Below are 20,256 nucleotides of genomic sequence, written 5' to 3'. Positions count from 1 at the left end.
GTGATCCCGTCGCTGATCACCGTCACGACGGCGAACCGGAAGGCCATCGGGAACTCACGCAGGTAGGTCGCCAACTGGGCGTGCGCGGCGTCGAGGTCGGCCTTGGCAGACCCCGCCCGGTGAGCATCGCCAGGCAGAGCCAGGTGACGAGCTCGTCCAGCGAAACGCCCTCCGGCACGCTTAACGCCGGTGCGTCGAGATTCGCCTCCGCGTTGTTGCCCCGGCCGGTACGCGCCAGCCACGCGACGATATCTTCGCGCAGGAATCGTTCTATTCCGCCGGAGGTCTCCACCGGGTCGGGAAAGGGCAGGTGCTGACCGCGTACGCGCGGGCGGCTACGCCACATGCTCACGACCGGACGACGAACCCGCGCCAGATCCGCGACGTCCTGCAGCGCCATAGTGGCCCCAGCGCTCTCCACCGCGTACCTCCCCTGATCGCTCCGGCGACTCACAGGCTACTGGGAAGCATCTAGTCGTCGACTCCATCGAGTGATAAGCCGGTTTATCAGTTCCCCCTAATGACTTTTGGAGTGCCCTGGCGCACGGTGATCTCCGTCCGGGCCGCCTCGGTCCGCGGCTTCCGCGGCATCGGCCCGACGAAGACGCTCAACCTGCGGCCCGGCCCCGGCGGATCCAGGTGGCTGGCCACGCGTCGGTCGTATCCTCAATGGGTGAGTACTCTGCGGGACGAGCTGCACAGTCTGATCGACCGCCTGCCCGAGTCGCACGTGGCGCCGATCCTGGCTCTCGTGCGCGAGAGCGCGCCCGCCGAGAGCGGCGGCGACGAGTGGCCACTACCGGATTTCGTCGGTGCGTTGGCCAGCGGCAAGGGCGATCTCGCCGCCCATTCGGCTGAGATCCTGCGCGCGGAACTGGGGCGCGCCCCCGAGTGATTGTCTGGGACACCGGGCCGCCGACACCGACGACGAACACCACGCCCGCAGCGTCGCTCTCATGCGGCGCACGCCCCGGCCGCTACTCGTTCCCTATCCCGTCCTGACCGAAGTCTGTTTCATGCTCGAACGGGAGAAAGGCACCCGCGCCGAAGCCGCGTTCCTGCGCTCCATCAGCACGGGACAGATCAGCCTGATCCCGCTGGCTCGCCAGGACCTCGCCCGGATGGTCGAACTGGTTGAAAAGTACAGCGACTTCCCACTCGGCGCCGTCGACGCCTCCGTTCTCGCGATCACCGAACGGCTCGGCGCCGACGCCATCGCAACCCTCGACCGGCGACACTTCTCCGTCGTCCGCCTCACGAGGCCCGGTCGCACTGCTGCCATGAGGCGCTGATGGCGCGTTCGCCGGCCTTGAAAGCGGCCAGCGATCCGGACGGACGGGGCAAGGTGGTCGTCGCTCATCCACCGAATCCGGACGACAGATAGGGCAGGCCACAGTTGGGCACCGTCGCGGTGGGGGCGTGGCGGGAAGCATCGGCTGTTACGCATGACCTCCGGGCCCATGATCCGCTTGAGCAGTGGCAGGGTCGAGGAGATGATTCCCAGCGCCGCGGCCAGACCGAGGACGACGAGCGTGTAGTACGCCTCGCCTGGCGGAATCAGGTCGTATTTCATCTGAGATTTCAGGAACATGGCCGCCGCCGCCGAGGCCGACAGGCTCGGCGTCCTCGCGAAGGAGGCCGACGACGCCGACCTCCGGCTGCGCGACGCTCTCGCCGCAGCCCACGCGCTGGTGGAACGGCGCCCGGACATCCTCGGCACCGATCCCACGAGTGGCCTGACCGTCGCCAAGGTCGTCGATGCGGTCGCGGAGGGCGCCGTGGGAGCCCAGGGCGCCTGGGATGCCTGGGACGGGCTCCGCGCCGTCGTCGACCCCGCCGCACTCGCCGACGAGCTTGTCGTCCGGCACACGGCACTGGTCACCGCCGCGGACGCGCTGACGTCCGCCGCCCGCTCCCGCCTAGACGACCTCGAGACCGCCTGGTCACCGCTGGCGCGACAGGCCCGAGGGTGACTGGTACCACCCCCGGGCTGCACACGTCCGCGAAGGGGGACTATCCGAGGAAGACGAGTGGCACCGAGGACTCAGCGAGGATGTTGAGGCCATGGTGAACAAGGGCCGAGCCGACCCCGCGCTTCTGGTACGAGCGCACGACCGCCAATGGGCTGAGGACCTGGACCTCGACTGGGGGCCAGTAAAGATCGGGGTTCGTGCTGGTGCGCGGAAGTCAACCGAGGGTCGGCAGAAGCTCGAAAGCGCGGCAGTGGCTGGGAACGACGATCTGGAAGTCCTTGCGGTCGACCGTCGCGACCTTGGGCGTGCCCAGGTGTTCCGCTGTAGCGACCACCACGGCGTCGACTGTGTCGAGCGGAAGATCGGCGTAGCGCCGCACCAGTTGGGCAGCGCGATGGAACTTGTCTCGCTTGTTGATGGCGGCGACGAGTACACCGGTGTCGACAACTATCACCGGTCCGGCTCGCCTAACTCCTCGCGAAGGATCCGAGATGAACGTTCAGCCAGATCACGTTCACCATCCATGATCCCGATGAACGACAAGCGGCGCCCCATGGAAAAGGCCCTCGGAGAGGGCTTCTCCGAGGGCCTTTCGCTGGTAGCGGGGACAGGATTTGAACCTGTGACCTCTGGGTTATGAGCCCAGCGAGCTACCGAGCTGCTCCACCCCGCGTCGGTGTGAGTTCACCTTACAGGACGCCAGGCGGGGGGTGTCAAACGATCTTGATTAATTTTTCCAGCCGGCCGGCCTACCTGCCAGGTACCGCCGTCAAGGTGGTCGCCGCGGGAGCCGCGGGAGCCGCGGGCGCGGCCGAATCCGCGGCGACGGCCGGCGAGGAAGGTGGTACGGCTGCCGGGGGTGAGCCCTGCGCGGACGGTGCGGGGGCCACCGAGGCGGCAGGTGGCGTCCTGGTGAGCTGCGCCAACCGGTTCAGCGCGTCCGACAGGTCCTTCTGGGCGGCGCCGTAGGCAGCGAAGTCGGGGGGTGACTTACGCAACGCGTCCTGCCCGGCGGCGAAGGCACGATCCGCGTCCGCGATCGCCTGTTGGATCTCCGTGTTGCTTGTTGTGCCTGGCGGGGCTGTACTCGGTGGGGCCGTCGTGTTCGGTGGGGCCGTCGTGCTCGGTGGCGTGCCGGTCACGCCGAAGACCTGGCTCAGCGCCTCGTCCAGCGTCGGCGCGAAGCCGATGCGATCACCAAAGACCGCGGCCACCCGTTGCAGCGTCGGGTACACCGCGTTTTCCCGCGCCTGGACGTAGTACGGCTCGATATACAGCAGGCCACCGGCTACCGGGAGAGTGAGCAGATTCCCCTGAATCGTCTGCGAACCTTCGCCCCGCAGCAGGCTCAGCTCCTTGGAGATGTCGCCCTTGGACTCGATGAGGTTCTGCACCTGCACCGGCCCGTTGATGGTCACGCCTTTCGGCAGCCGCAGTACCTGGAACTCGCCGTAATTACCGGGATCACTCGACACGGCCATGTAGGCGGCGAGTTTCGACGAGCCCTTCGCCAGCAATGGCGACGTCAGGTTGAATGACGGCCGAGAATGATCGACGAGCTGACTGTACACGTAGAAGGGCGGCTGGGGCTGGTTCTGGTTGTCCGGCGACGGCGAGACCGCCCAGAAGTCCTCCTGGGAATAGAACTCACGCGGGTCGCGCACGTGATAGGAGGCAAGGAGATCCCGCTGGACCTTGAAGAAGTCCTCCGGGTAGCGCAGATGCTCCAGCAGCCCGGCCGGAATGTCCTTCTTCGCCCTGACCGTGCCGGGGAACGCGCTCATCCAGGTCCTGAGCACCGGGTCGGACTCGTCCCAGGCGTAGAGCGTGACATTTCCGTCGTACGCGTCAACGGTGGCCTTCACCGAGTTCCGGATGTAGTTGACCTCGCTGGCCCCCTGCGCGGACCGGTTTGACGCACGGCTCGTCACGGCGTCCGCGGTGACCGAACCGAGTGTCTTGCGCTCGGCATAAGGATATCCATCGGAGGTGGTGTAGCCGTCGAGAATCCACACGACCCTCCCGTTGACGACCGCCGGGTAGGGATCGCCGTCGAGGGTGAGCCAGGGCGCGACCTGGCTCACCCGGTCACGCGGATTGCGCACGTACAGGATGCGGGATTTCCCGGTGATGTCACTGGACAGCAGTATGTTCTTCTCCTGGAAGCGCAGCGCGAACAACGCCCGGCGGAACGTCGACCCGATCGACACGCCGCCGGCACCGTCGTAGGTTGTCGTCGACTGGCTGTCCGCGGTGACGCCCGGCCCGTCGATCTCCGCCTGCTTCGTACCGACGATCGAGTACCCCGGCGACATCTCGCCGAAGTAGATCCGGCTCTCGGTCAGGCCCAACGGCCCGGTGGGCGGCAGGTTCTGCTCCGCGAAGTTCGGCCGCCCGGAGGTGTCGACGGTGTTCGCCGGCGCCGCGACGAATCCCTTGCCATGCGTATACGTCAGATGCAGATTGATCCAGTTACGCTGCTGCTCGGTGAGACCGTTCTGGTCGAGTTCCCGGACCGAGACCACATAGTCGTGGGTCGCGCTCTGCCCGTCCGGTCCGGTGGCCGTGTAGCGGTCGATATCCAGCGACGGCGGGAAGCCGTAGTAACCACGGATCTGCTGCAGCTGGTCGTACGTCCGGGACAGCCGGTTGGGGTCCAGCAGGCGGGCGTTGGACAGCGTCGCCGAATCCGCACCGAGTTTCGCGGCGTCGGGCACGGTACTGGCGTCATACGGCAACGGGGCTATCTGCTGGATCGCGTACGCCGCCCGGGTGGCCTCGATGTTGCGGGCGATGTAAGGGGCCTCCCGGGACGCCTCGTTCGGCCGGACCTGGAACTGTTGGACGATTGCCGGGTAGATTCCGCCGACCACCAGCGCCGACAGCACCAGTATCCCCGTGGACAGCAGGGGCAGCGTCCAGCCACGTTGGAAGATGTTGTAGATGAACAGCACCGCGCACAACAGCGAGATGAACAGGAGGATGAGCTTGGCCGGCAGGACGGCATGGGTGTCGGTGTAGGACGCGCCGTTGACAACTCCCCGCGAGGAGAACACGAGCCCGAAGCGGTCGAGGTAGTAGGCCCACGCCTTGAGCAGGGCAAGGAGCCCCAGCAGGACGGATATGTGCGCCTTCGCGGCCGGCACCACCCGCTCTCCCTGGGTCTGCAGCCGGATGCCGCCGAACAGGTAATGCGTCACCAGCGTCACCAGCAACGACAGCACCACGGTCGTCAGCAGGAAACCCAGCAGGAACCGCTGGAACGGGTATGTGAAAGCATAGTAACTGATGTCACGGTGAAACTGCGGGTCACGTTGCCCGAAGGGCTCGCCGTTCAGCCACAACAACCACGTCCGCCAGCGGCCGGACGCCGAGACACCCGCTACGATACCGAACAGGGCCGAGACCCCGAACAGGATCAGAACTGTGTACGGTTCAACGGCGACTCGGTAGCGCTCGAGGTTTTGCTGCTCAAGCGACAGCGGGCGGATCGGTGGTCGCAGCCTGTACGCAAGCACAAGGTTGGTACCGATCGCCACCGCCATCAGGGCACCGAATATGACGAACAGCAGTATCCGCGTTGACAGGACGGTGTTGAAGACCTTGCCGAACCCGACCGACCGGAAGAAGAGCAGGTCGGTGTAAACCCGCGTGAAGACGCCCAGCAAAACGATCAGAACAATGACCACAAGCAGCGCGGGGATGAGGATGCGGGTACGCGCCACCAGTGGTCTGCGGGCTGCTGCCACTCGCTCCTCCTTGCGTCCGGGGCAGACGACCGGGTTGTCCACCTGGAAGGCAACCTACGCCAGTGCCCGGGTGGCGCCATCGGAGAGGATGCGCTCGTGACCAGCCCCGACATCAACGAGTTGACCGCTGTTGTGCTGGAGGTCGAACGGCACGTCGCCGATCTGGGCTGGGATCAGCCCAGTCAGGTCTACGCGTTGGCCGACACCGCCGAGCTCATCGCCCGCGAACCGGCCCTCGCCTCGCACATCGGCGACACCGCGCCCGGCTCACTCACCCCCGTCGAACAGGAGCCGCTGCCGGCCGGCCGTCTCGACGAGGTCCTGGCCGCAATCGGCTGGCCACCGGAGGTGCTTGGCTGCGTCCTCGTCACCGAACTCGTCGTCCTGCCGCCCAGCGCCGAGCAGGAGACTCCATACGATGAGCGGGATATCGAGATCTGGGCCGCCAGCCATCCCGAACGCCAGGACGTCCGGCTCGCGGTCGGAGTGACCCGGGACGGGCAACACGCGTCATGCCTGCGGGTCCGCGGCGACGACGAGCTGGTGGTCGATCCGGACCTCGCGGACAGCCTCGTGGACGGCCTGCTGGCGACCTTTCACTGACCCGTCCCGTTCGCCGCTGGCTGGTGGAGCGGCTCAGCCAGCCAGCCGGGCAAGGCAATGATCAACAGCTCTGGACGACGGCCTGGGGGTTATCCACGAGCGCCGTCAGGTCGCGGACAGCCCCCTTGAGGGTCTCGACCCGCACAAGCCGGAGGCCCGCCGGTGCCGATTCCCGAGCATCCGGACAGTTCGCCGCCGGTACGAGAAAGACGACCGCGCCCGACCTGCGAGCGCCGAGCAGCTTCTGCTGGATGCCCCCGATCGGGCCGACCGTGCCGCCGGCGTCGATGGTACCGGTGCCCGCAATTGTGCGACCGTTGGTGAGTTGGCCTGGCGTAAGAAGGTCGACTATGCCGAGAGCGAACATAAGACCGGCGCTCGGCCCCCCCACGTCGGTCAATTTGATCTTAACCGTGAAAGGGTAGTTGCGCTTCTCCATCGTGCTGATGCCGATGACTGGACGCCTCGGGTCGTTGCGCGCCGCCACGGTGGTGATCGAGGTCTGGGCCGGCGCGCCGCCGTCACGGATGAAGGAGACGGTTACCGGCTGACCGGGATGAACCCGGACCACCGCATCCTGCACCTGTTGCGGAGTGGACACAGCGGTGCCGTCGACCGACACGATGACGTCACCCACGCGCAGCTTTCCCGCGGCGGGCGACGATGCATCCATGATCTGCTGCACGAGCACGGAGGTGCCGGTCGGGGTGATGCCGAGCTCGCCGAGAGCCGCGGAGGTGGCTTGATCCTGCGAATCGATCATAGCCGCGGTGTTCTCCTGCCGGGCCTCCTCGTCGCTCGTGCCCGGTGGCTGCAGCAGCTCCCGCGGGACCACGGCACGATCGGTGTCGAACCAGCCGTGGACCGCGTCCAGCACGCTCAGCTTGGGCACCTCCTCGACCGTGGTGAGCTCAAGCTTCCCGGATGTCGGATAGGTTTCGCGGCCGACAATCTCGATCAGCGGCTTGCCGTCGGGACGCCCGAGCGTGTCGGTCACCGGGCCGGGTGAAAGCATCACGAACGGCACAGGCAGCGACAAACCCACTACCGTGAGCACCAGCGCCAAGACAGACGCGACGAGAAGTGTCTGGATACGCCGCGTCATGCTGGCAGTCTAGAACCCGCCATTCAGCGCCCGCCGGGCTGGCCCGGCGACATGAGCGACATGGGGGTCATGTCACCGTACGGAATGATCACGTGGAACGCCCATGGGCCGTGCGAGCGCGGCCATGCTGCGACGGTAGCCCTCCACGGTGATCAATGCTTCGGGTTTGCGTTCCGGGCGTGACCGCAACGCGAGCCAGACGAGAGTGATGAGGACGGCAATTGGCGGGATGAGCAGAAACCACATGGCGGCCTCGGCGTCGAGACGGGGAAGAAGGGAGGCGGACACCATCGTAGGTGCCCCGTTCAGCAGGCGCCTACCCACTCCGACGAACCGTCTGCAAATACCTGGCGCTTCCAGATCGGCACGTGTTCCTTGACGTCGTCAATCAGTCGCCGGCAGGCCGTGAAAGCCTCGGCGCGGTGCGTGGCCCCCACCGCCACAACCACGGCGATGTCGTCGACACCGAGCAGCCCCACCCGGTGGGTGACAGCCACCGCCCGGACCGGATGGACGGCGGCCACGCCAGCGGCCACCCGTACGATCTCGCCGCCGGCCCGTGGATGGGCGGTGTACTCCAGCGCGGCCACGCCACGCCCGCCATCATGATCGCGTACTGTCCCGACGAAAACGGCGACCCCGCCCACGGCAGGCCCGCGCACGGCCTTCAGGCACTCGTCGACCGACAGCTCCCGTTCGCGGATCGCCGCGATGACGACCTGCCCGGCAGTCCTGTGTTGCGCCTCCTGCCCAGCATGGATGTGGCCCACGATCCGACCGTAGGGGATCCGCCTGACCGGCGTCATCATCTTCATCAGCGGACGTTCGGGCGGGCGATCCAAACCGTTCCAGTAGTCGTATCGTGATGTCGTTTCGGCATCCGCGGGAAAACGCACTACCGTTGGTGCATGTCCGGATCCATGGGCCCTGGGCCTCAACTCGCATCCACCCGGCAGGGACGCCGACGATGAGCGGCGGCTTCCCCTTCGGGTTCACCCCGGGTGACTCGTCCTCGCGCGGTGCCTCCGGCCCGCCGTCCGGCGGCGGGGCGCCGTTCTTCGCCGAGCTGGAGCGGCTGCTGGCCTGGCACGACGGGCCGGTGAACTGGGAACTCGCACGCCAAGTCGCGGTACGTGCGCTCGGCGACGCTGACCGTGCCGTGTCCGACAGCGAGGTCGAGGAGGTTCGCCAGGCGGTCCGGCTCGCCGACATCTGGCTCGATCCGGTGACCACGCTACCCGCCGGGGCGACAACCGCCGAAGGATGGACCCGTAACCGGTGGATCGAGGTGACCCTGCCGGTCTGGCGGACATTGTGCGATCCGGTGGCGACCAGGATCGCCGAGGCCATGCGTGGCGGGATCTCCAGCGGGCTCGCGCAGATGGGTGACGCGGGCGGCGGGCTGCCGCCCGAGTTCGCCGCCCAGCTTCCACCAGGCATCGACCTGGGCCAGCTGGCGTCCGCGAGTGGGCCGATCATGAACATGATCAGCCAGGTTGGTGGAATGTTGTTCGGCGCTCAGGTCGGTCAGGCGATCGGCCTGCTCGCGAGTGAGGTCGTTTCCTCCACGGATGTCGGGCTGCCGCTCAGCCCGCCGCGTACCGCCGCGCTCGTCCCCGCGGGTGTCGAGGCCTTCGGCTCGGGCCTGGGGATCGACTCCAGCGAGGTCCGGATCTACCTGGCATTGCGCGAAGCGGCATCCCAGCGTCTGTACGGCCATGTCCCATGGCTACGCGCGCACGTTCTCGGTGCGGTCGAGGAATACGCGCGAGGCATCGCGGTCGACTCGGAAGCGGTTTCACGGGCGATGGAGATGATCGACCCAATGCGGATCATGGATCCGGCAAGCCTGCAGGAAGCCCTCGGCGAGGACGTCTTCGACGAGGCGACCACGCCTGAACAGACCGCGGCGCTGGCCCGCCTGGAGGTGATCCTCGCCCTGGTCGAGGGGTGGGTGGAGACGGTCACCGACGCCGCCGCCGCGAAGAACCTGCCCGCCGCCTCCAGGCTGCGGGAGATGGTACGCCGCCGCCGCGCCGAGGGCGGGCCGGCGGAGCAGACCTTTGCGACGCTGGTGGGCCTCAACCTGCGCCCGCGCAAGCTGCGTGAGGCGGCCGCGCTGTGGCAGGCCGTGGCGGACGCCCGGGGGATCGACGGACGCGACTCCCTGTGGGCGCATCCCGACCTGCTTCCGAACGCCGACGATCTCGCTGACCCGCGGGGGTTCGCCGCGGGCGACGCCAACACGGTGGGCGATCCGCTCGCGGAGCTGGAACGGCTCCGCGACACCCCCGCCCAGCAGGAGCCACCGCGGCCACAACCGCCGGATGACGCAGGCCCCGGAACCGCCGGATGACGCAGGCCCCGGTGACGCACCCACCAATGCTCCGCGTGGCGGTCGTTGACCGCCACCGCTGTGCGGCCATAGCTTGACGGACACGAAGCCCCCGGTCATTCGGAGGACCCTCCAGAAGGGGAAGCTGGAGAGCTCGGCCGCGTACCGGGGGCTTCTTCATCACACTGGTACCCGTGTGTCACCCGGCTTGACTGTCAGCCGTCGGCTGTCAGCTCCGCGCTGTCAGCTGCCGATCATGGCCGCATCCGGTGCCGTGGTGGTGACAAATGACGGCGGGCGGCGGTCCAGCTGGGCCTGGATCCCCTCAGCGGCCTCGCCGTTGGCCATCGTCGTCGCCTGTGCGAGCGCTTCCCACTGCAGCACCTGGTCAAAATCGTCAGCACCGCTCAACGCGACCTTGGCCAGCCTGGTCGCGACCGGCGCGGCCGCGGCGATCTGAGTCGCGGTGCTCACGGCGACGGCGACCAGGTCGGCGGCGGGCACCACCGCGTTGACCAAGCCGATCGCCGCGGCCTCGCGCGCGTCAACCGTCCGGCCGGTGAAAATCAGCTCCCTGGCCCGGACCGCGCCGACGGCCTCCGGCAGCAGCCGGGTGGCGGCCATCCCCGGATGCATCCCAAGTCGGGTGAACGGTGCGCAGAAGCTGGCATCCACCGACGCGAAACGCAGGTCGCAGGCAAGCGCGAGACACAGCCCGGCGCCCACGGTGGCGCCGTTGACCGCGGCGATCGTGGGCACTTCCACCGATCTGATCTTCAGCCAGCTCCGGTAGAAGGTGAGCATCTTCGCGCGTAGCCGGTCGACACCGGCCTCCCGGTTCGTCCGGGGATCGACCCAGTCGAGATCGCCACCGGCACAGAACGCGCTGCCCTGCCCCGTCACGACCACAGCCCGCACATGAGGATCAGCGATGATCTCGTCCAAAGCCCGCGACCAGGCTTCGGTGAGTGCCACGGTCATGGCGTTACGCCGCTCGGGCAGGGCCAGCGTCAACAACATGACACCGTCAGCGGGACGCTCGACGAGCAACGGTTCGGGCACGGTCGGCTCCTGGTATGGCGAAAAACATCGGTGGCCAGACGTCAGCCGGGTGCGCGGCCAGCGCGGTCGTGGACCCGCCAGGCCGGTGCTCCGGGACCTTCCCAACCCTAGCGGTCGCTGCCGGAAGCCGGGGTTCCCGCCGGCTTGGCGAAGCCGATCTGGGAGGTCCATCGGGGGTATGCGCGGATGCCGGGCGGATGCGTCGCGAGGCGGCCCAGGCCCCGGCAGCGGTGTGCTACCGGGGCCTGGGGCAACGACGCAAGGCACCGGCAGGCACCGGCAGACCCTGGGCGGACGTCCGGCGGCGATCACTAGCGCGAGAGCCGTTCGCGCGCACCAGCGCCGGGCCGGCCGCAACATTCGTAGGCCCTGGTAGATATCAAGATCATCGAATCCGACAAGATAGCGACAGGGCGGCCTTCCGGGCCGGCCTTCTTCATCAACAACCCGCGGCCGGCCACCGGCGACCGACGGTACGAGGGGAGAACAGGTGGCAGAGACATTCGAGGGCTACTGCGTCAAGTGCAAGGACAAGCGGCACTACCAGGGCGAAATACGGGTGAGTGAGTCCGGGCGCCGGATGGCGCGGGGTACCTGCCCGGTCTGCGGCACAACGATCAACAGAATCCTCGGCAAGGCCTGAAGCACAGCGGCGAGTAGTGCCTGCCCGTATCCGCGAGATCGCTAAGACCTCGGGGATACGGGCAGGCACGATCAGGAGCCGGGCGGCGAGCGGGGCCCCGCCCCAGCGGCCCAGCGCCTCAGCGGACGACTGGCGACAGCGGCTCGCGCGGTGTGCTGTGGGGTTTTCTGGCGACCGTCATCCACCATCCACAGCTGTCACCATCCACAGCCGTCGCTCGATAATCCGGTCAAATACGACTGTTATCCACAGATCGTTATATATCGGTACACAACGCTGAACAGCATGAGACCGTCTGAGCACGATCTGGTCGCCTTCCGTGGAGGAGGACGCGATGCGCCCCATCCTCAAGCCCGGCCTGCGCCGCCTCTGGCGTGACGGGTCCACCCTGCAGATCGGTGTCGATCCGGTACGGGCGATCGTCCTCGGCGGGCTCACGGCGCGGGACGCCTCCGTGCTCGACGCCCTGGACGGCACCCGATCACGCGAGCAGGTGCTGAACTCGCTCGACGCCGCCCACCGGGAACTCGTGCTTCTTCTGGAGAACACCGGCATGCTGGAGGACGCGGCTTCCGCCGACCACTCGCCGCTGTCCATGCTGGACCACGAACGCCTGCTGCCCGACCTTGCGTCGATCTCGTTAGGGTCAACCGACCCGGCCCATGTCCACCGCATTCTGCGGGCCCGGCGCCACGCACGGATACAGGTCCGCGGGGCAGGCCGGGTCGGGTCGCAGGTCGCGACCTTGTTGGCCGCGGCCGGGATCGGCTGTGTCGTCGTGGACGACACCGGCGTGACCAGGCCGGCCGATGTCGCGCCGGGCGGAGCCCGTCTCGATGACGTCGGACGCCCTCGCTCGACGGCGACGGCCTCGGCGATCGCCAGGGTCGCCCGCCCGCTCGCCTCTCACGGCCGCCGGCAGCGGGCTTGCGAACCGTTCCGCCCTGATCTCGTCGTGATCACTCCGGCTGGGGTTCCCGTCCTCCATCCACACGAGTCCATCGAGCTGGAACGCGTCGGCATCCCGCACCTGCTCGCCGGCATCCGCGAGACCACCGCCGTGATCGGGCCGCTGGTCCTGCCCGGTGTGACCTCGTGTCTGCACTGTCAGCACCTGCATCGCCGAGCGGCTGAGCCGGCCTGGCCGCTGCTGGCCCTCCAGCTGTCCCGCCGTCCAGACAGCGGGATCGACGCCTGCGACGTGACACTCGCCGCCGTCGCCGCTGGGATCACGGCAATGCAGGCACTCACCATGGTCGAATACGACGGGCGCAATGCCCGGCACGATAGACGTCGCAACGACGCCCGCACCCGGGCCTGGGGACAGCCGCACCCGCCAACCAGCGGCGATCTGCCGACCATCAACGGAACCCTGGAGATGGCCGCGGCCGAGCTCCGGGTCCGGCGTCGATCGTGGCCGGTACACCCCTCGTGCCCCTGCCGGAGCGCTCGATTACGCACAGAAACGAATCGTGACGAAGTCACCAAACAACCCACCGGCCGGCGCACGGGCGCCGACCGACCGGACCGGCCGGCGGCCACGTCGTCACCCACCTGAACATGTGCATTACAAAAAGTAAAAACGTTGCCCCGACCCACTGTCCCGCCTGCCTGCCGTCCGCCGAACAGGCACGATGGGGTTGTGTCCGAAATCCCAAAACGCGCGATCGTCAGAACCGCCAAACTGGCGGGTCTTCCGCTAGGCATCGCCGGACGGGCCACGGTTGGTATGGGTAAGCGGCTCGGTGGACGTCCCGCCGAGATCGTCGCCACGGAACTTCAGCAGCGCACCGCCGAACAGATCTTCCGGGTTCTCGGTGAGCTCAAGGGCGGCGCGATGAAGCTTGGCCAGGCGCTGTCGGTCTTCGAAGCCGCGCTGCCCGAAGAGATGGCCCGGCCCTACCGGGCGGCCCTGACAAAACTCCAGGAGGCAGCGCCACCCCTGCCTACGGCGTCGGTTCATCGGGTGCTGGCGGGCGACCTGGGCCCGGACTGGCGGACGATGTTCCGTGACTTCGACGACACGCCAGCGGCCGCGGCGAGCATCGGCCAGGTTCACCGGGCGGTGTGGGCGGACGGGCTCGAGGTCGCCGTCAAAATTCAGTACCCGGGAGCCGGGCCCGCGTTGCTCGCGGACCTCACCCAGCTCGCGCGCGCGGCGCGGTTGTTCAGCGCGCTGGCCCCTGGGCTGGACATCAAACCCCTGGTCGCCGAACTGAAGGAACGGATCATCGAGGAACTCGACTATCGCCTGGAGGCTGCCTGGCAGGCGGCTTTCGCCGAAGCGTTCCACGGCGATCCCGACATCTGCGTGCCCAGGGCCATCATGGGCACGCAGCACGTCCTGATATCCGAATGGATCGACGGCAGAGCACTATCAAAAATCATAAGCGATGGCACCACCGCCGAACGCGACCGGGCTGGGCTGCTGCTCGTGCGGTTCCTGTACTCCTGTCCCGGCCGGGTCGGCCTCCTGCACGCGGATCCGCATCCGGGCAACTTCCGGCTGCTGGCGGACGGCCGGCTGGGAGTCCTCGACTTCGGCGCGGTCAATCGGCTTCCTGACGGGCTGCCCGAACCCATCGGCAGGCTCAGCCGGCTGGCGCTCCACGGCGATGCGGACGCGGTTATGGCGGGTCTGCGGGCGGAGGGATTCGTCCTGCCGACGGCGAAGGTCAGCGGCGCGGACCTCCTGGACTACCTCGTGCCCATCCTTGAGCCCATCGCCACGGAGGAGTTCCGTTTCTGCCGTGACTGGCTGCGCGGGGAAGCCGTCCGGCTGGGCGATCCCCGCTCCCCCGCGGCCCAGCTCGGCCGCCAGCTCAACCTGCCCCCGTCCTACCTGCTGATCCACCGAGTGACGCTGGGAGCGGTCGGCATCCTCTGCCAGCTCGGCAGCGCGGGGACCTTTCGCGCCGAGATGCAACGATGGCAGCCCGGCTTCGCCCCGCCAGGGTCCGCCGCGGCCGAGCATGCGCGCTGGGCGAACCGGCCCGGACGCGCGCTGCCGGCGCTCGCCGTCGAAACGGATCAGGAGCGTCCACGGCCGCCAGCGGCACCGGTCGCGCCGACGCCGGAAGCATCGGCGGGAGAGCACCGCGTACCGAAGCAGCCGAAGCAGCCGCGCCTCCCCGGGCCGCCCAGCCAGCGTGGCACCGGCGAGCGGGACGCCCCCGCCACCGCGGCATCCGGTGATCTCACAGCTGGTGATCTCGTAGCCGGTGACGACGACACGCACGCTCAAAACCCGTCCGGGACGACCGCCGAAAGCGCCTGAGCATCCACCGGATCACGCCGCCCCCTATCGCCGGTCGTTCCTACTCATCCAGGATACTCTCATCAGTGAGAGTATCCTGGATGAGTGCGATCGAGGCAGGTCAGCATGGCCGAGTTCATCGGACGGGAACGCGAGCTGGCGACGCTTGACCGGCTGTTGCGGCGGGTAAGGGCCGGCGGCCGGGCGGGTCGTCCCGGTCGGGCTGTCCTGATGCGCGGACGTCGCCGCGTCGGCAAGTCACGATTGGCCGAGGAATTCGTCGACCGCGCGGGCGTGCCATACCTGTTCTTCACCGCGTCGGCGCAGCTGGACATGGCGATGGATCTCCGCCTGTTCACCGAGGCGGGTGCGAGCTCGGATCTTCCAGGCGCCGGCCTGTTCCATGAACAGAAACCCGGATCCTGGGATGCGGCGCTGCGGCTGCTGGCCGGTGCGCTGCCCGCGGACCAACCCAGCGTGGTGATCATAGACGAGATGCCCTACCTCATCGCCAACGACCCCGGTTTCGAGGGGACGCTACAGAAGCTGTTCGATCGCGAGCTGTCCCGGCGACCGGTCCTCCTGCTGTGCATCGGCTCGGACCTGGCGATGATGGAGGCGCTCAATTCCTACGGCCGGCCGTTTCACCAACGCGCTGGCGAGATGGTGATTCCGCCACTGAACCCGGCCGACGTGTCCATGATGGTGGATCTGAACTCTGCCGATGCCTTCGACGCCTACCTGGTGACCGGTGGGCTACCGTTGATCCTGGACGAATGGCCCGGCGGCGCCTCAGTGCACGATTATCTGCGGGAAGCGGTCGACGATCCCACCTCCGCGCTGCTGGTCAGCGCCGAACGTGCGCTGGCGGCCGAGTTTCCCGTCGAAGCGCAGGCCCGCGGGGTCCTTGGTGCCATCGGATCCGGAGAACGGGCCTTCTCGCTTATCGGACGGGCCGCCGGCGGGATCGCGCCGGGCTCCCTGAGCCGCGCGTTGCAGCTGTTGGCCGCTAAGCGCCTGGTCACCGCCATGGTTCCGCTGTCAGTCCGGCCCTCCCGCGAAACCCGGTATCTGATCGCCGACCCCTATCTTCGGTTCTGGCTGACATTCCTCGGCCCGTACCTCCATGAAATCGAGCGGGGCCGCGGCGACCTGGTTCTCGCCCGGATCGAAGCCTCCTGGGCCGCCTGGCGAGGGCGGGCGATCGAGCCGGTGATCAGGGATGCGCTGCACCGGCTTCCCGCGGGGGTACTACCGGACGACACGAACGTCATCGGCGGCTACTGGACCCGTACCAACGACCCGGAAATCGACATCGTCGGCGCGGATCGGGAACCGATCGCCAAAAAGATCACCATGGTCGGATCGATCAAATGGCAGGACAACGACGCCTTTGACGTGCACGACCTCGCTCGGCTCGCCCACCACCGGTCGCGGCTTCCCGGCGCCGACGACGCAACCCCCCTGCTCGCGGTGACCCGTGCCAGCACGGCGACGGCCGGTATCCTCGCCCTCGGCCCGGACGACCTGCTCACCGCCTGGCGCCCCTAACAGCGCCCGGCAATAGGGACGCGGCGTCGCGGGGCTGGGGCACGCACCTCGCATCGTTGTCGTCGGTCGCCACCCAGCACCAGGGTGACTCCCTCCTCCGCCTTGCGACGTACGCACCCCAGCCCCACTCCTTGATCCACTTCCCTGTTGCCGGGCGCTCCAGATGGTCGCCTGGCCGTTGGGATCCGGTCTGGCCAGGCGATCAGACCCGCCTTGCGTGCGTCGATGAGCCACTGTATTGACCCTCAGCGGCTGGAGTCGATCAGATCGCGGCCGGCCGGAGCCGCGTGATCGGTATGGCCACGCAGTCCGGCACGTATCCGTTGCGAGTCATGAAGCATGAGTAAGCCTCTGCCTCGCAGCCGTCCTTGGTGGGACGGCGCTCCCGGTCTGACCCGCCCGCGCGGTGCCGGGTTCCCGTTTCCCGGGCACCTGCCGCGCGAGCGCGGTCTTACGGTCGCCTCCACGGGCGTTTTCCGTCTCCGACGCACTGCCGGCGACGAGGGTACGCAGGTTGACCGCGGCGTTCAGGTCACGGTCAACCACCAGCCCGCAGGACTGGCAGGTGAACGTACGGTCCGACAGGGTCAGGCTTGGGTTTCGCCAGCCGCAGCCGGAACAGGTCTTCGAGCTGGGGTACCAGCGGTCCGCGACTTCGAGCCGCGAGCCGTACCAGATGGTCTTGTACGAAAGCTGGCGGCGGATCTCGGCCATGGCCGTGTCCGCCACGGCGCGAGCGAGCCGCCGGTTACGGACCATGCCGGCGACGTGCAGGTCCTCGACCACGACCACGTCGTGGCGCTTCGCCAGCCGGGTGGTGAGCGTGTGCAGCCCGTCGCGTCGCTGGTGGGCGACGCGGGCGTGGATGCGGGCGAGCCGGGCGGCACGCTGGCGCCGTCCCGCGCTGTCGGGCTTCGACCGGGCATACGCCCGCGATGCCTTCCGCAGCCGGCGCAGCGACCCGGCGAGATGCTTCGGGTTCGCCACCGTCTCCCCGGTGGACAGCACGGCACGGTGCTTCACGCCTAGGTCCACCCCGACCGGCCCGGCCGCGCGCTGCCGACGCGACGGCCCGGCGGGCGCATCGCGTTCCACGTCGACGGTGAACGACACGAACCAGCGCCCGGCGGTGCGCGACACGGTCGCGCCGAACAGCCGGGCCCGCCCCTCGGCCAGCCGGCCGGTGAGCGCACCCATCGGTTCGTGGACCTTCACCCGGCCGATCCGAGGCAGTTTCACCCGCCGGTCACCAGCCGGGCCATAGGCGCCGGTGGTGTACCGGAACGAGTCGCGGGCCTTCCCACGCTTCTTGAACCTGGGGAAGCCGACCCGCCGGCCCTTCCGCTTTCCCTTGCGGGAGTCGGTGACGTTCTTCAACCCGCGGGCGAGCTGGTCGAGCCCGGCGGAGAACGCCTCCTTCGAGCACGCGTCCCACCATGGGGCGACGTCCCGCTTGGCGGCGTTCCAGGCGAGCCGCAACGCGGGCAGGGTCCACCGCACCGCAGTGAGCAGGTCGCCGGACAAGCCGTAGGACCCAATCACTCCGAAGACATGCACGCCGGAGGGCTAGAGGTCTCCATTCTTCTACACGTCGCACCCGACCAGGTGAGACCCAGCTACAAGACTGGCGACCACGTAGCCGACGAACGCCCACACCTCCTCGTCACCGGGATGCCTACCTACACCCCGACCGGAGTCATCGGTATCCATCCCAGGCCACCGCCACCAAAGGCACCGCACTACTCGCCAGCCTCAGCAGCCTATTCAAACCCCACCTCAGCAAAATTGAATGACGGGATACCAAGCGGTAGGTCTCGATGATTGCCGAGTTACCCAATTTAGGGGTCAAGACGCGGCGCGAGCCGCGCCCCGCAACCGGCTACGCGCGGCCTGACGGCCGTGCTCGCCGGGCGCGTCGCCACCCCGCCGCCGCACAGAACCCAGGCCAGGACCAGCAAGCAGGCTGACCACCCCGGGTCAGCCGCGCCACGCTGTTCAGGTCGACTGCTGCCGGTCAGGCGAATCCATGCCGTACCGAGCGGCACGGATTCGCGCTGTTGGCCCTGTTCCGCGGTCAGGCTTACTGACTACCGGAACGCGTTTCGGGATGGGCAGACCGCAGCGACCAACGAAGACCATCAGCGGGTGTGTCGGTGGCGGACGAAAAACGAGTAACGGGCACGCCAGCGGGCAGCCGGGAGACAGTATGGGGCCGCTTCGCTCCCCGGGCAGCCCGACCCGCACGGTTACCAGCGGTGAGACCGGCTGTGGTCACCGTCCAAGAATGCGGGCAACAATTGTGGATGTCCTACGGCGGCGTGAACCACGCTGCTGTTGATCTGTTCGCTGGGCCGCGGCGGACAGCGTTTGAGCTTCCTCGGTGGCGGCCAGCGCCTCCTCCCGCCGCCCCAATCCCGACAGCCCGATGCCGAGGTCGGTCAGGGATTGGGCGAGGTCGGGTTCGAACGCGGCCCGGTTCGCCGTGGCCAGGCGCCGACGGATCTCGATGGCCTGTTCGGTGGCGGCCAGCGCCTCCTCCCGCCGCCCCAATCCCGACAGCCGGCCGCCGAGGTTGGTCAGGGAGGCGGCGAGGTCGGGTTCGAACGCGGCCCGGTTCGCCGTGGCGAGACGCCGGTAGATCTCGACGGCCTGGTCGGTGACGGCCAGCGCCTCCTCCCACCGCCCCAACTCCCACAGCCGGCCGCCGAGGTTGTCCAGGGATAGGGCGAGGTCGGGTTCGAACGCGGCCCGGTTCGCCGTGACCAGGCGCCGACGGATCTCGACGGCCTGTTCGGTGGCGGCCAGCGCCTCCTCCCGCCGCCCCAATCCCGACAGCCCGATGCCGAGGTCGGTCAGGGATTGGGCGAGGTCGGGTTCGAACGCGGCCCGGTTCACCGTGGCCAGGCGCCGACGGATCTCGATGGCCTGTTCGGTGGCGGCCAGCGCCTCCTCCCGCCGCCCCAATCCCGACAGCCGGCCGCCGAGGTTGGTCAGGGATTGGGCGAGGTCGGGTTCGAACGCGGCCCGGTTCGCCGTGACCAGGCGCCGACGGATCTCGACGGCCTGGTCGGTGACGGCCAGCGCCTCCTCCCGCCGCCCCAACTCCGACAGCTGGCCGCCGAGGTTGGTCAGGGAGGCGGCGAGGTCGGGTTCGAACGCGGCCCGGTTCACCGTGGCCAGGCGCCGACGGATCTCGACGGCCTGTTCGGTGGCGGCCAGCGCCTCCTCCCGCCGCCCCAACTCCGACAGCTGGCCGCCGAGGTTGGTCAGAGATCGGGCGAGGTCGGGTTCGAACGCGGCCCGGTTCACCGTGACCAGGCGCCGACGGATCTCGACGGCCTGGTCGGTGACGGCCAGCGCCTCCTCCCGCCGCCCCAATCCCGACAGCCGGCCGCCGAGGTTGCCCAGGGAGGCGGCGAGGTCGGGTTCGAACGCGGCCCGGTTCACCGTGGCGAGACGCCGGTAGATCTCGACGGCCTGTTCGGTGACGGCCAGCGCCTCCTCCCGCCGCCCGGCGTGGCCGAGCCGCCAGGCGAGCCGTTCATACAGCCGGGCCTGCCCGGCCGGATCGCTGGCCGCAGCGAGTCTGCGGGTGTGCAGCCAGGACGTGACCGCGGCAATCCCAGCGTCAAGGTCGACATGACGATGATCGGGAAACAGGCGCTCCACCGCCTCCAGCACCTCGACGTCGGCAGCTTCCCAGGACGCGAGGCTGACCAGGACCGGCGTACCACCCACAACCGCAAGATCAGGCCGCTCCCGTAGCAGAGCGGTCAGCCGAGCAGCGACATGCGGCCAGCGTTTCGCGGTCTCCACCAGCACGGTCAACGCCCGACCCAGATACACCGGCGGCTCCTCAGCCCCAGCCACCAGCAGCCGGGACAGCGCCGTGGCCGTCCACGGATCAGGGTCCTGCCCGCCGTCGGCACCGGGGAGTTGCAACGCGAGGAAATCCTCCCCTAACCGGTCCGGGTACAAC

At 68.4% G+C, this 20,256-nt stretch carries 18 protein-coding genes and 1 tRNA gene; 9 read left to right on the top strand and 10 right to left on the bottom strand.

Annotated features, from left to right (window positions below; translation table 11 throughout):
* Nucleotides 1-22 precede the first annotated feature (22 nt).
* The gene (locus tag MJ777_RS09765) at nucleotides 23-400 is read right to left on the bottom strand and encodes a hypothetical protein (protein WP_239375428.1); all 378 of its coding nucleotides are present in this window, start codon (nucleotides 398-400) and stop codon (nucleotides 23-25) included.
* Nucleotides 401-532: 132 nt separating this feature from the next.
* Here MJ777_RS09765 and MJ777_RS09760 point away from each other — a divergent pair, with 132 nt between their 5' ends.
* From MJ777_RS09760 to MJ777_RS09750, 3 genes are all read left to right on the top strand, one after another.
* Nucleotides 533-895, top strand: coding sequence for a hypothetical protein (locus MJ777_RS09760; RefSeq protein ID WP_239375426.1), 363 nt, complete (start codon nucleotides 533-535; stop codon nucleotides 893-895).
* A 61-nt stretch (nucleotides 896-956) separates the two neighbouring features.
* A complete protein-coding gene (locus MJ777_RS09755; protein WP_239375424.1) occupies nucleotides 957-1,292 on the top strand; it encodes a type II toxin-antitoxin system VapC family toxin in 336 nt (111 codons plus the stop codon).
* A 297-nt stretch (nucleotides 1,293-1,589) separates the two neighbouring features.
* The gene (locus tag MJ777_RS09750) at nucleotides 1,590-1,973 is read left to right on the top strand and encodes a hypothetical protein (RefSeq protein WP_239375402.1); all 384 of its coding nucleotides are present in this window, start codon (nucleotides 1,590-1,592) and stop codon (nucleotides 1,971-1,973) included.
* Nucleotides 1,974-2,187: 214 nt separating this feature from the next.
* Here MJ777_RS09750 and MJ777_RS09745 read toward each other — a convergent pair whose 3' ends face one another.
* The 3 genes from MJ777_RS09745 to MJ777_RS09735 all read right to left on the bottom strand — a co-directional run bounded on the left by MJ777_RS09745 (nucleotide 2,188) and on the right by MJ777_RS09735 (nucleotide 5,764).
* Entirely contained in the window at nucleotides 2,188-2,427 is a 240-nt protein-coding gene (locus MJ777_RS09745) for a PIN domain-containing protein (protein ID WP_239313496.1), read from the bottom strand.
* Nucleotides 2,428-2,569: 142 nt separating this feature from the next.
* Nucleotides 2,570-2,646, bottom strand: a tRNA-Met gene (locus MJ777_RS09740).
* Between the two features lie 76 nt (nucleotides 2,647-2,722).
* The gene (locus tag MJ777_RS09735; protein ID WP_370652685.1) at nucleotides 2,723-5,764 is read right to left on the bottom strand and encodes a UPF0182 family protein; all 3,042 of its coding nucleotides are present in this window, start codon (nucleotides 5,762-5,764) and stop codon (nucleotides 2,723-2,725) included.
* 54 nt (nucleotides 5,765-5,818) lie between these two features.
* Between MJ777_RS09735 and MJ777_RS09730 the strand changes: the two genes are divergently transcribed.
* Nucleotides 5,819-6,325, top strand: a complete 507-nt coding sequence (locus tag MJ777_RS09730; RefSeq protein ID WP_239313685.1) for a PPA1309 family protein — start codon at nucleotides 5,819-5,821, stop codon at nucleotides 6,323-6,325.
* Nucleotides 6,326-6,386: 61 nt separating this feature from the next.
* Here the strand turns inward: MJ777_RS09730 and MJ777_RS09725 are convergent, their stop codons facing one another.
* The 3 genes from MJ777_RS09725 to MJ777_RS09715 all read right to left on the bottom strand — a co-directional run bounded on the left by MJ777_RS09725 (nucleotide 6,387) and on the right by MJ777_RS09715 (nucleotide 8,236).
* Nucleotides 6,387-7,430: a PDZ domain-containing protein gene (locus MJ777_RS09725; RefSeq protein ID WP_239345828.1), complete on the bottom strand. Its 1,044-nt coding sequence runs from the start codon at nucleotides 7,428-7,430 to the stop codon at nucleotides 6,387-6,389.
* Between the two features lie 72 nt (nucleotides 7,431-7,502).
* Nucleotides 7,503-7,721: a hypothetical protein gene (locus MJ777_RS09720; protein WP_239345827.1), complete on the bottom strand. Its 219-nt coding sequence runs from the start codon at nucleotides 7,719-7,721 to the stop codon at nucleotides 7,503-7,505.
* A 14-nt stretch (nucleotides 7,722-7,735) separates the two neighbouring features.
* Nucleotides 7,736-8,236: a molybdenum cofactor biosynthesis protein MoaE gene (locus MJ777_RS09715; protein ID WP_239375399.1), complete on the bottom strand. Its 501-nt coding sequence runs from the start codon at nucleotides 8,234-8,236 to the stop codon at nucleotides 7,736-7,738.
* Nucleotides 8,237-8,397: 161 nt separating this feature from the next.
* Here MJ777_RS09715 and MJ777_RS09710 point away from each other — a divergent pair, with 161 nt between their 5' ends.
* Entirely contained in the window at nucleotides 8,398-9,786 is a 1,389-nt protein-coding gene (locus tag MJ777_RS09710; protein WP_239312402.1) for a zinc-dependent metalloprotease, read from the top strand.
* A 222-nt stretch (nucleotides 9,787-10,008) separates the two neighbouring features.
* On the opposite strand, the gene MJ777_RS09705 is transcribed toward MJ777_RS09710, so the two are convergent.
* Nucleotides 10,009-10,827, bottom strand: a complete 819-nt coding sequence (locus MJ777_RS09705) for an enoyl-CoA hydratase/isomerase family protein (protein WP_239312406.1) — start codon at nucleotides 10,825-10,827, stop codon at nucleotides 10,009-10,011.
* A 490-nt stretch (nucleotides 10,828-11,317) separates the two neighbouring features.
* Here MJ777_RS09705 and MJ777_RS09700 point away from each other — a divergent pair, with 490 nt between their 5' ends.
* The 4 genes from MJ777_RS09700 to MJ777_RS09685 all read left to right on the top strand — a co-directional run bounded on the left by MJ777_RS09700 (nucleotide 11,318) and on the right by MJ777_RS09685 (nucleotide 16,277).
* Nucleotides 11,318-11,470, top strand: a complete 153-nt coding sequence (locus MJ777_RS09700) for a DUF5679 domain-containing protein (RefSeq protein ID WP_239312409.1) — start codon at nucleotides 11,318-11,320, stop codon at nucleotides 11,468-11,470.
* Between the two features lie 334 nt (nucleotides 11,471-11,804).
* Complete coding sequence (locus MJ777_RS09695) at nucleotides 11,805-13,028, top strand: ThiF family adenylyltransferase (RefSeq protein WP_239345857.1); 1,224 nt, start codon at nucleotides 11,805-11,807, stop codon at nucleotides 13,026-13,028.
* 84 nt (nucleotides 13,029-13,112) lie between these two features.
* The gene (locus MJ777_RS09690) at nucleotides 13,113-14,747 is read left to right on the top strand and encodes an AarF/ABC1/UbiB kinase family protein (protein WP_239375396.1); all 1,635 of its coding nucleotides are present in this window, start codon (nucleotides 13,113-13,115) and stop codon (nucleotides 14,745-14,747) included.
* Nucleotides 14,748-14,852: 105 nt separating this feature from the next.
* Nucleotides 14,853-16,277, top strand: a complete 1,425-nt coding sequence (locus tag MJ777_RS09685; RefSeq protein WP_239375393.1) for a DUF234 domain-containing protein — start codon at nucleotides 14,853-14,855, stop codon at nucleotides 16,275-16,277.
* A gap of 330 nt (nucleotides 16,278-16,607) precedes the next feature.
* On the opposite strand, the gene tnpB is transcribed toward MJ777_RS09685, so the two are convergent.
* Nucleotides 16,608-17,819, bottom strand: a complete 1,212-nt coding sequence (tnpB, locus tag MJ777_RS09680) for an IS607 family element RNA-guided endonuclease TnpB (protein ID WP_239375391.1) — start codon at nucleotides 17,817-17,819, stop codon at nucleotides 16,608-16,610.
* A 729-nt stretch (nucleotides 17,820-18,548) separates the two neighbouring features.
* The coding region (locus tag MJ777_RS09675; protein ID WP_239375387.1) for a tetratricopeptide repeat protein at nucleotides 18,549-20,256 on the bottom strand (1,708 nt) is incomplete at its 5' end.

The organism is Protofrankia sp. Cj5, assembly GCF_917627405.1.
In the GTDB taxonomy this organism is placed as follows: Bacteria; Actinomycetota; Actinomycetes; order Frankiales; family Frankiaceae; genus Protofrankia.
This window is presented reverse-complemented; position numbering and strand designations above follow the sequence as displayed.

Bases quoted from the DNA above. Each gene is read 5' to 3' on its own strand.
- MJ777_RS09725 (WP_239345828.1), bottom strand. From the start codon at position 7,430: ATGACGCGGCGTATCCAGACACTTCTCGTCGCGTCTGTCTTGGCGCTG.
- MJ777_RS09710 (WP_239312402.1), top strand. From the start codon at position 8,398: ATGAGCGGCGGCTTCCCCTTCGGGTTCACCCCGGGTGACTCGTCCTCG.
- MJ777_RS09765 (WP_239375428.1), bottom strand. From the start codon at position 400: ATGGCGCTGCAGGACGTCGCGGATCTGGCGCGGGTTCGTCGTCCGGTC.
- MJ777_RS09720 (WP_239345827.1), bottom strand. From the start codon at position 7,721: ATGGTGTCCGCCTCCCTTCTTCCCCGTCTCGACGCCGAGGCCGCCATG.
- MJ777_RS09750 (WP_239375402.1), top strand. From the start codon at position 1,590: ATGGCCGCCGCCGCCGAGGCCGACAGGCTCGGCGTCCTCGCGAAGGAG.
- MJ777_RS09685 (WP_239375393.1), top strand. From the start codon at position 14,853: ATGGCCGAGTTCATCGGACGGGAACGCGAGCTGGCGACGCTTGACCGG.
- MJ777_RS09715 (WP_239375399.1), bottom strand. From the start codon at position 8,236: ATGACGCCGGTCAGGCGGATCCCCTACGGTCGGATCGTGGGCCACATC.
- MJ777_RS09695 (WP_239345857.1), top strand. From the start codon at position 11,805: ATGCGCCCCATCCTCAAGCCCGGCCTGCGCCGCCTCTGGCGTGACGGG.
- MJ777_RS09755 (WP_239375424.1), top strand. From the start codon at position 957: ATGCGGCGCACGCCCCGGCCGCTACTCGTTCCCTATCCCGTCCTGACC.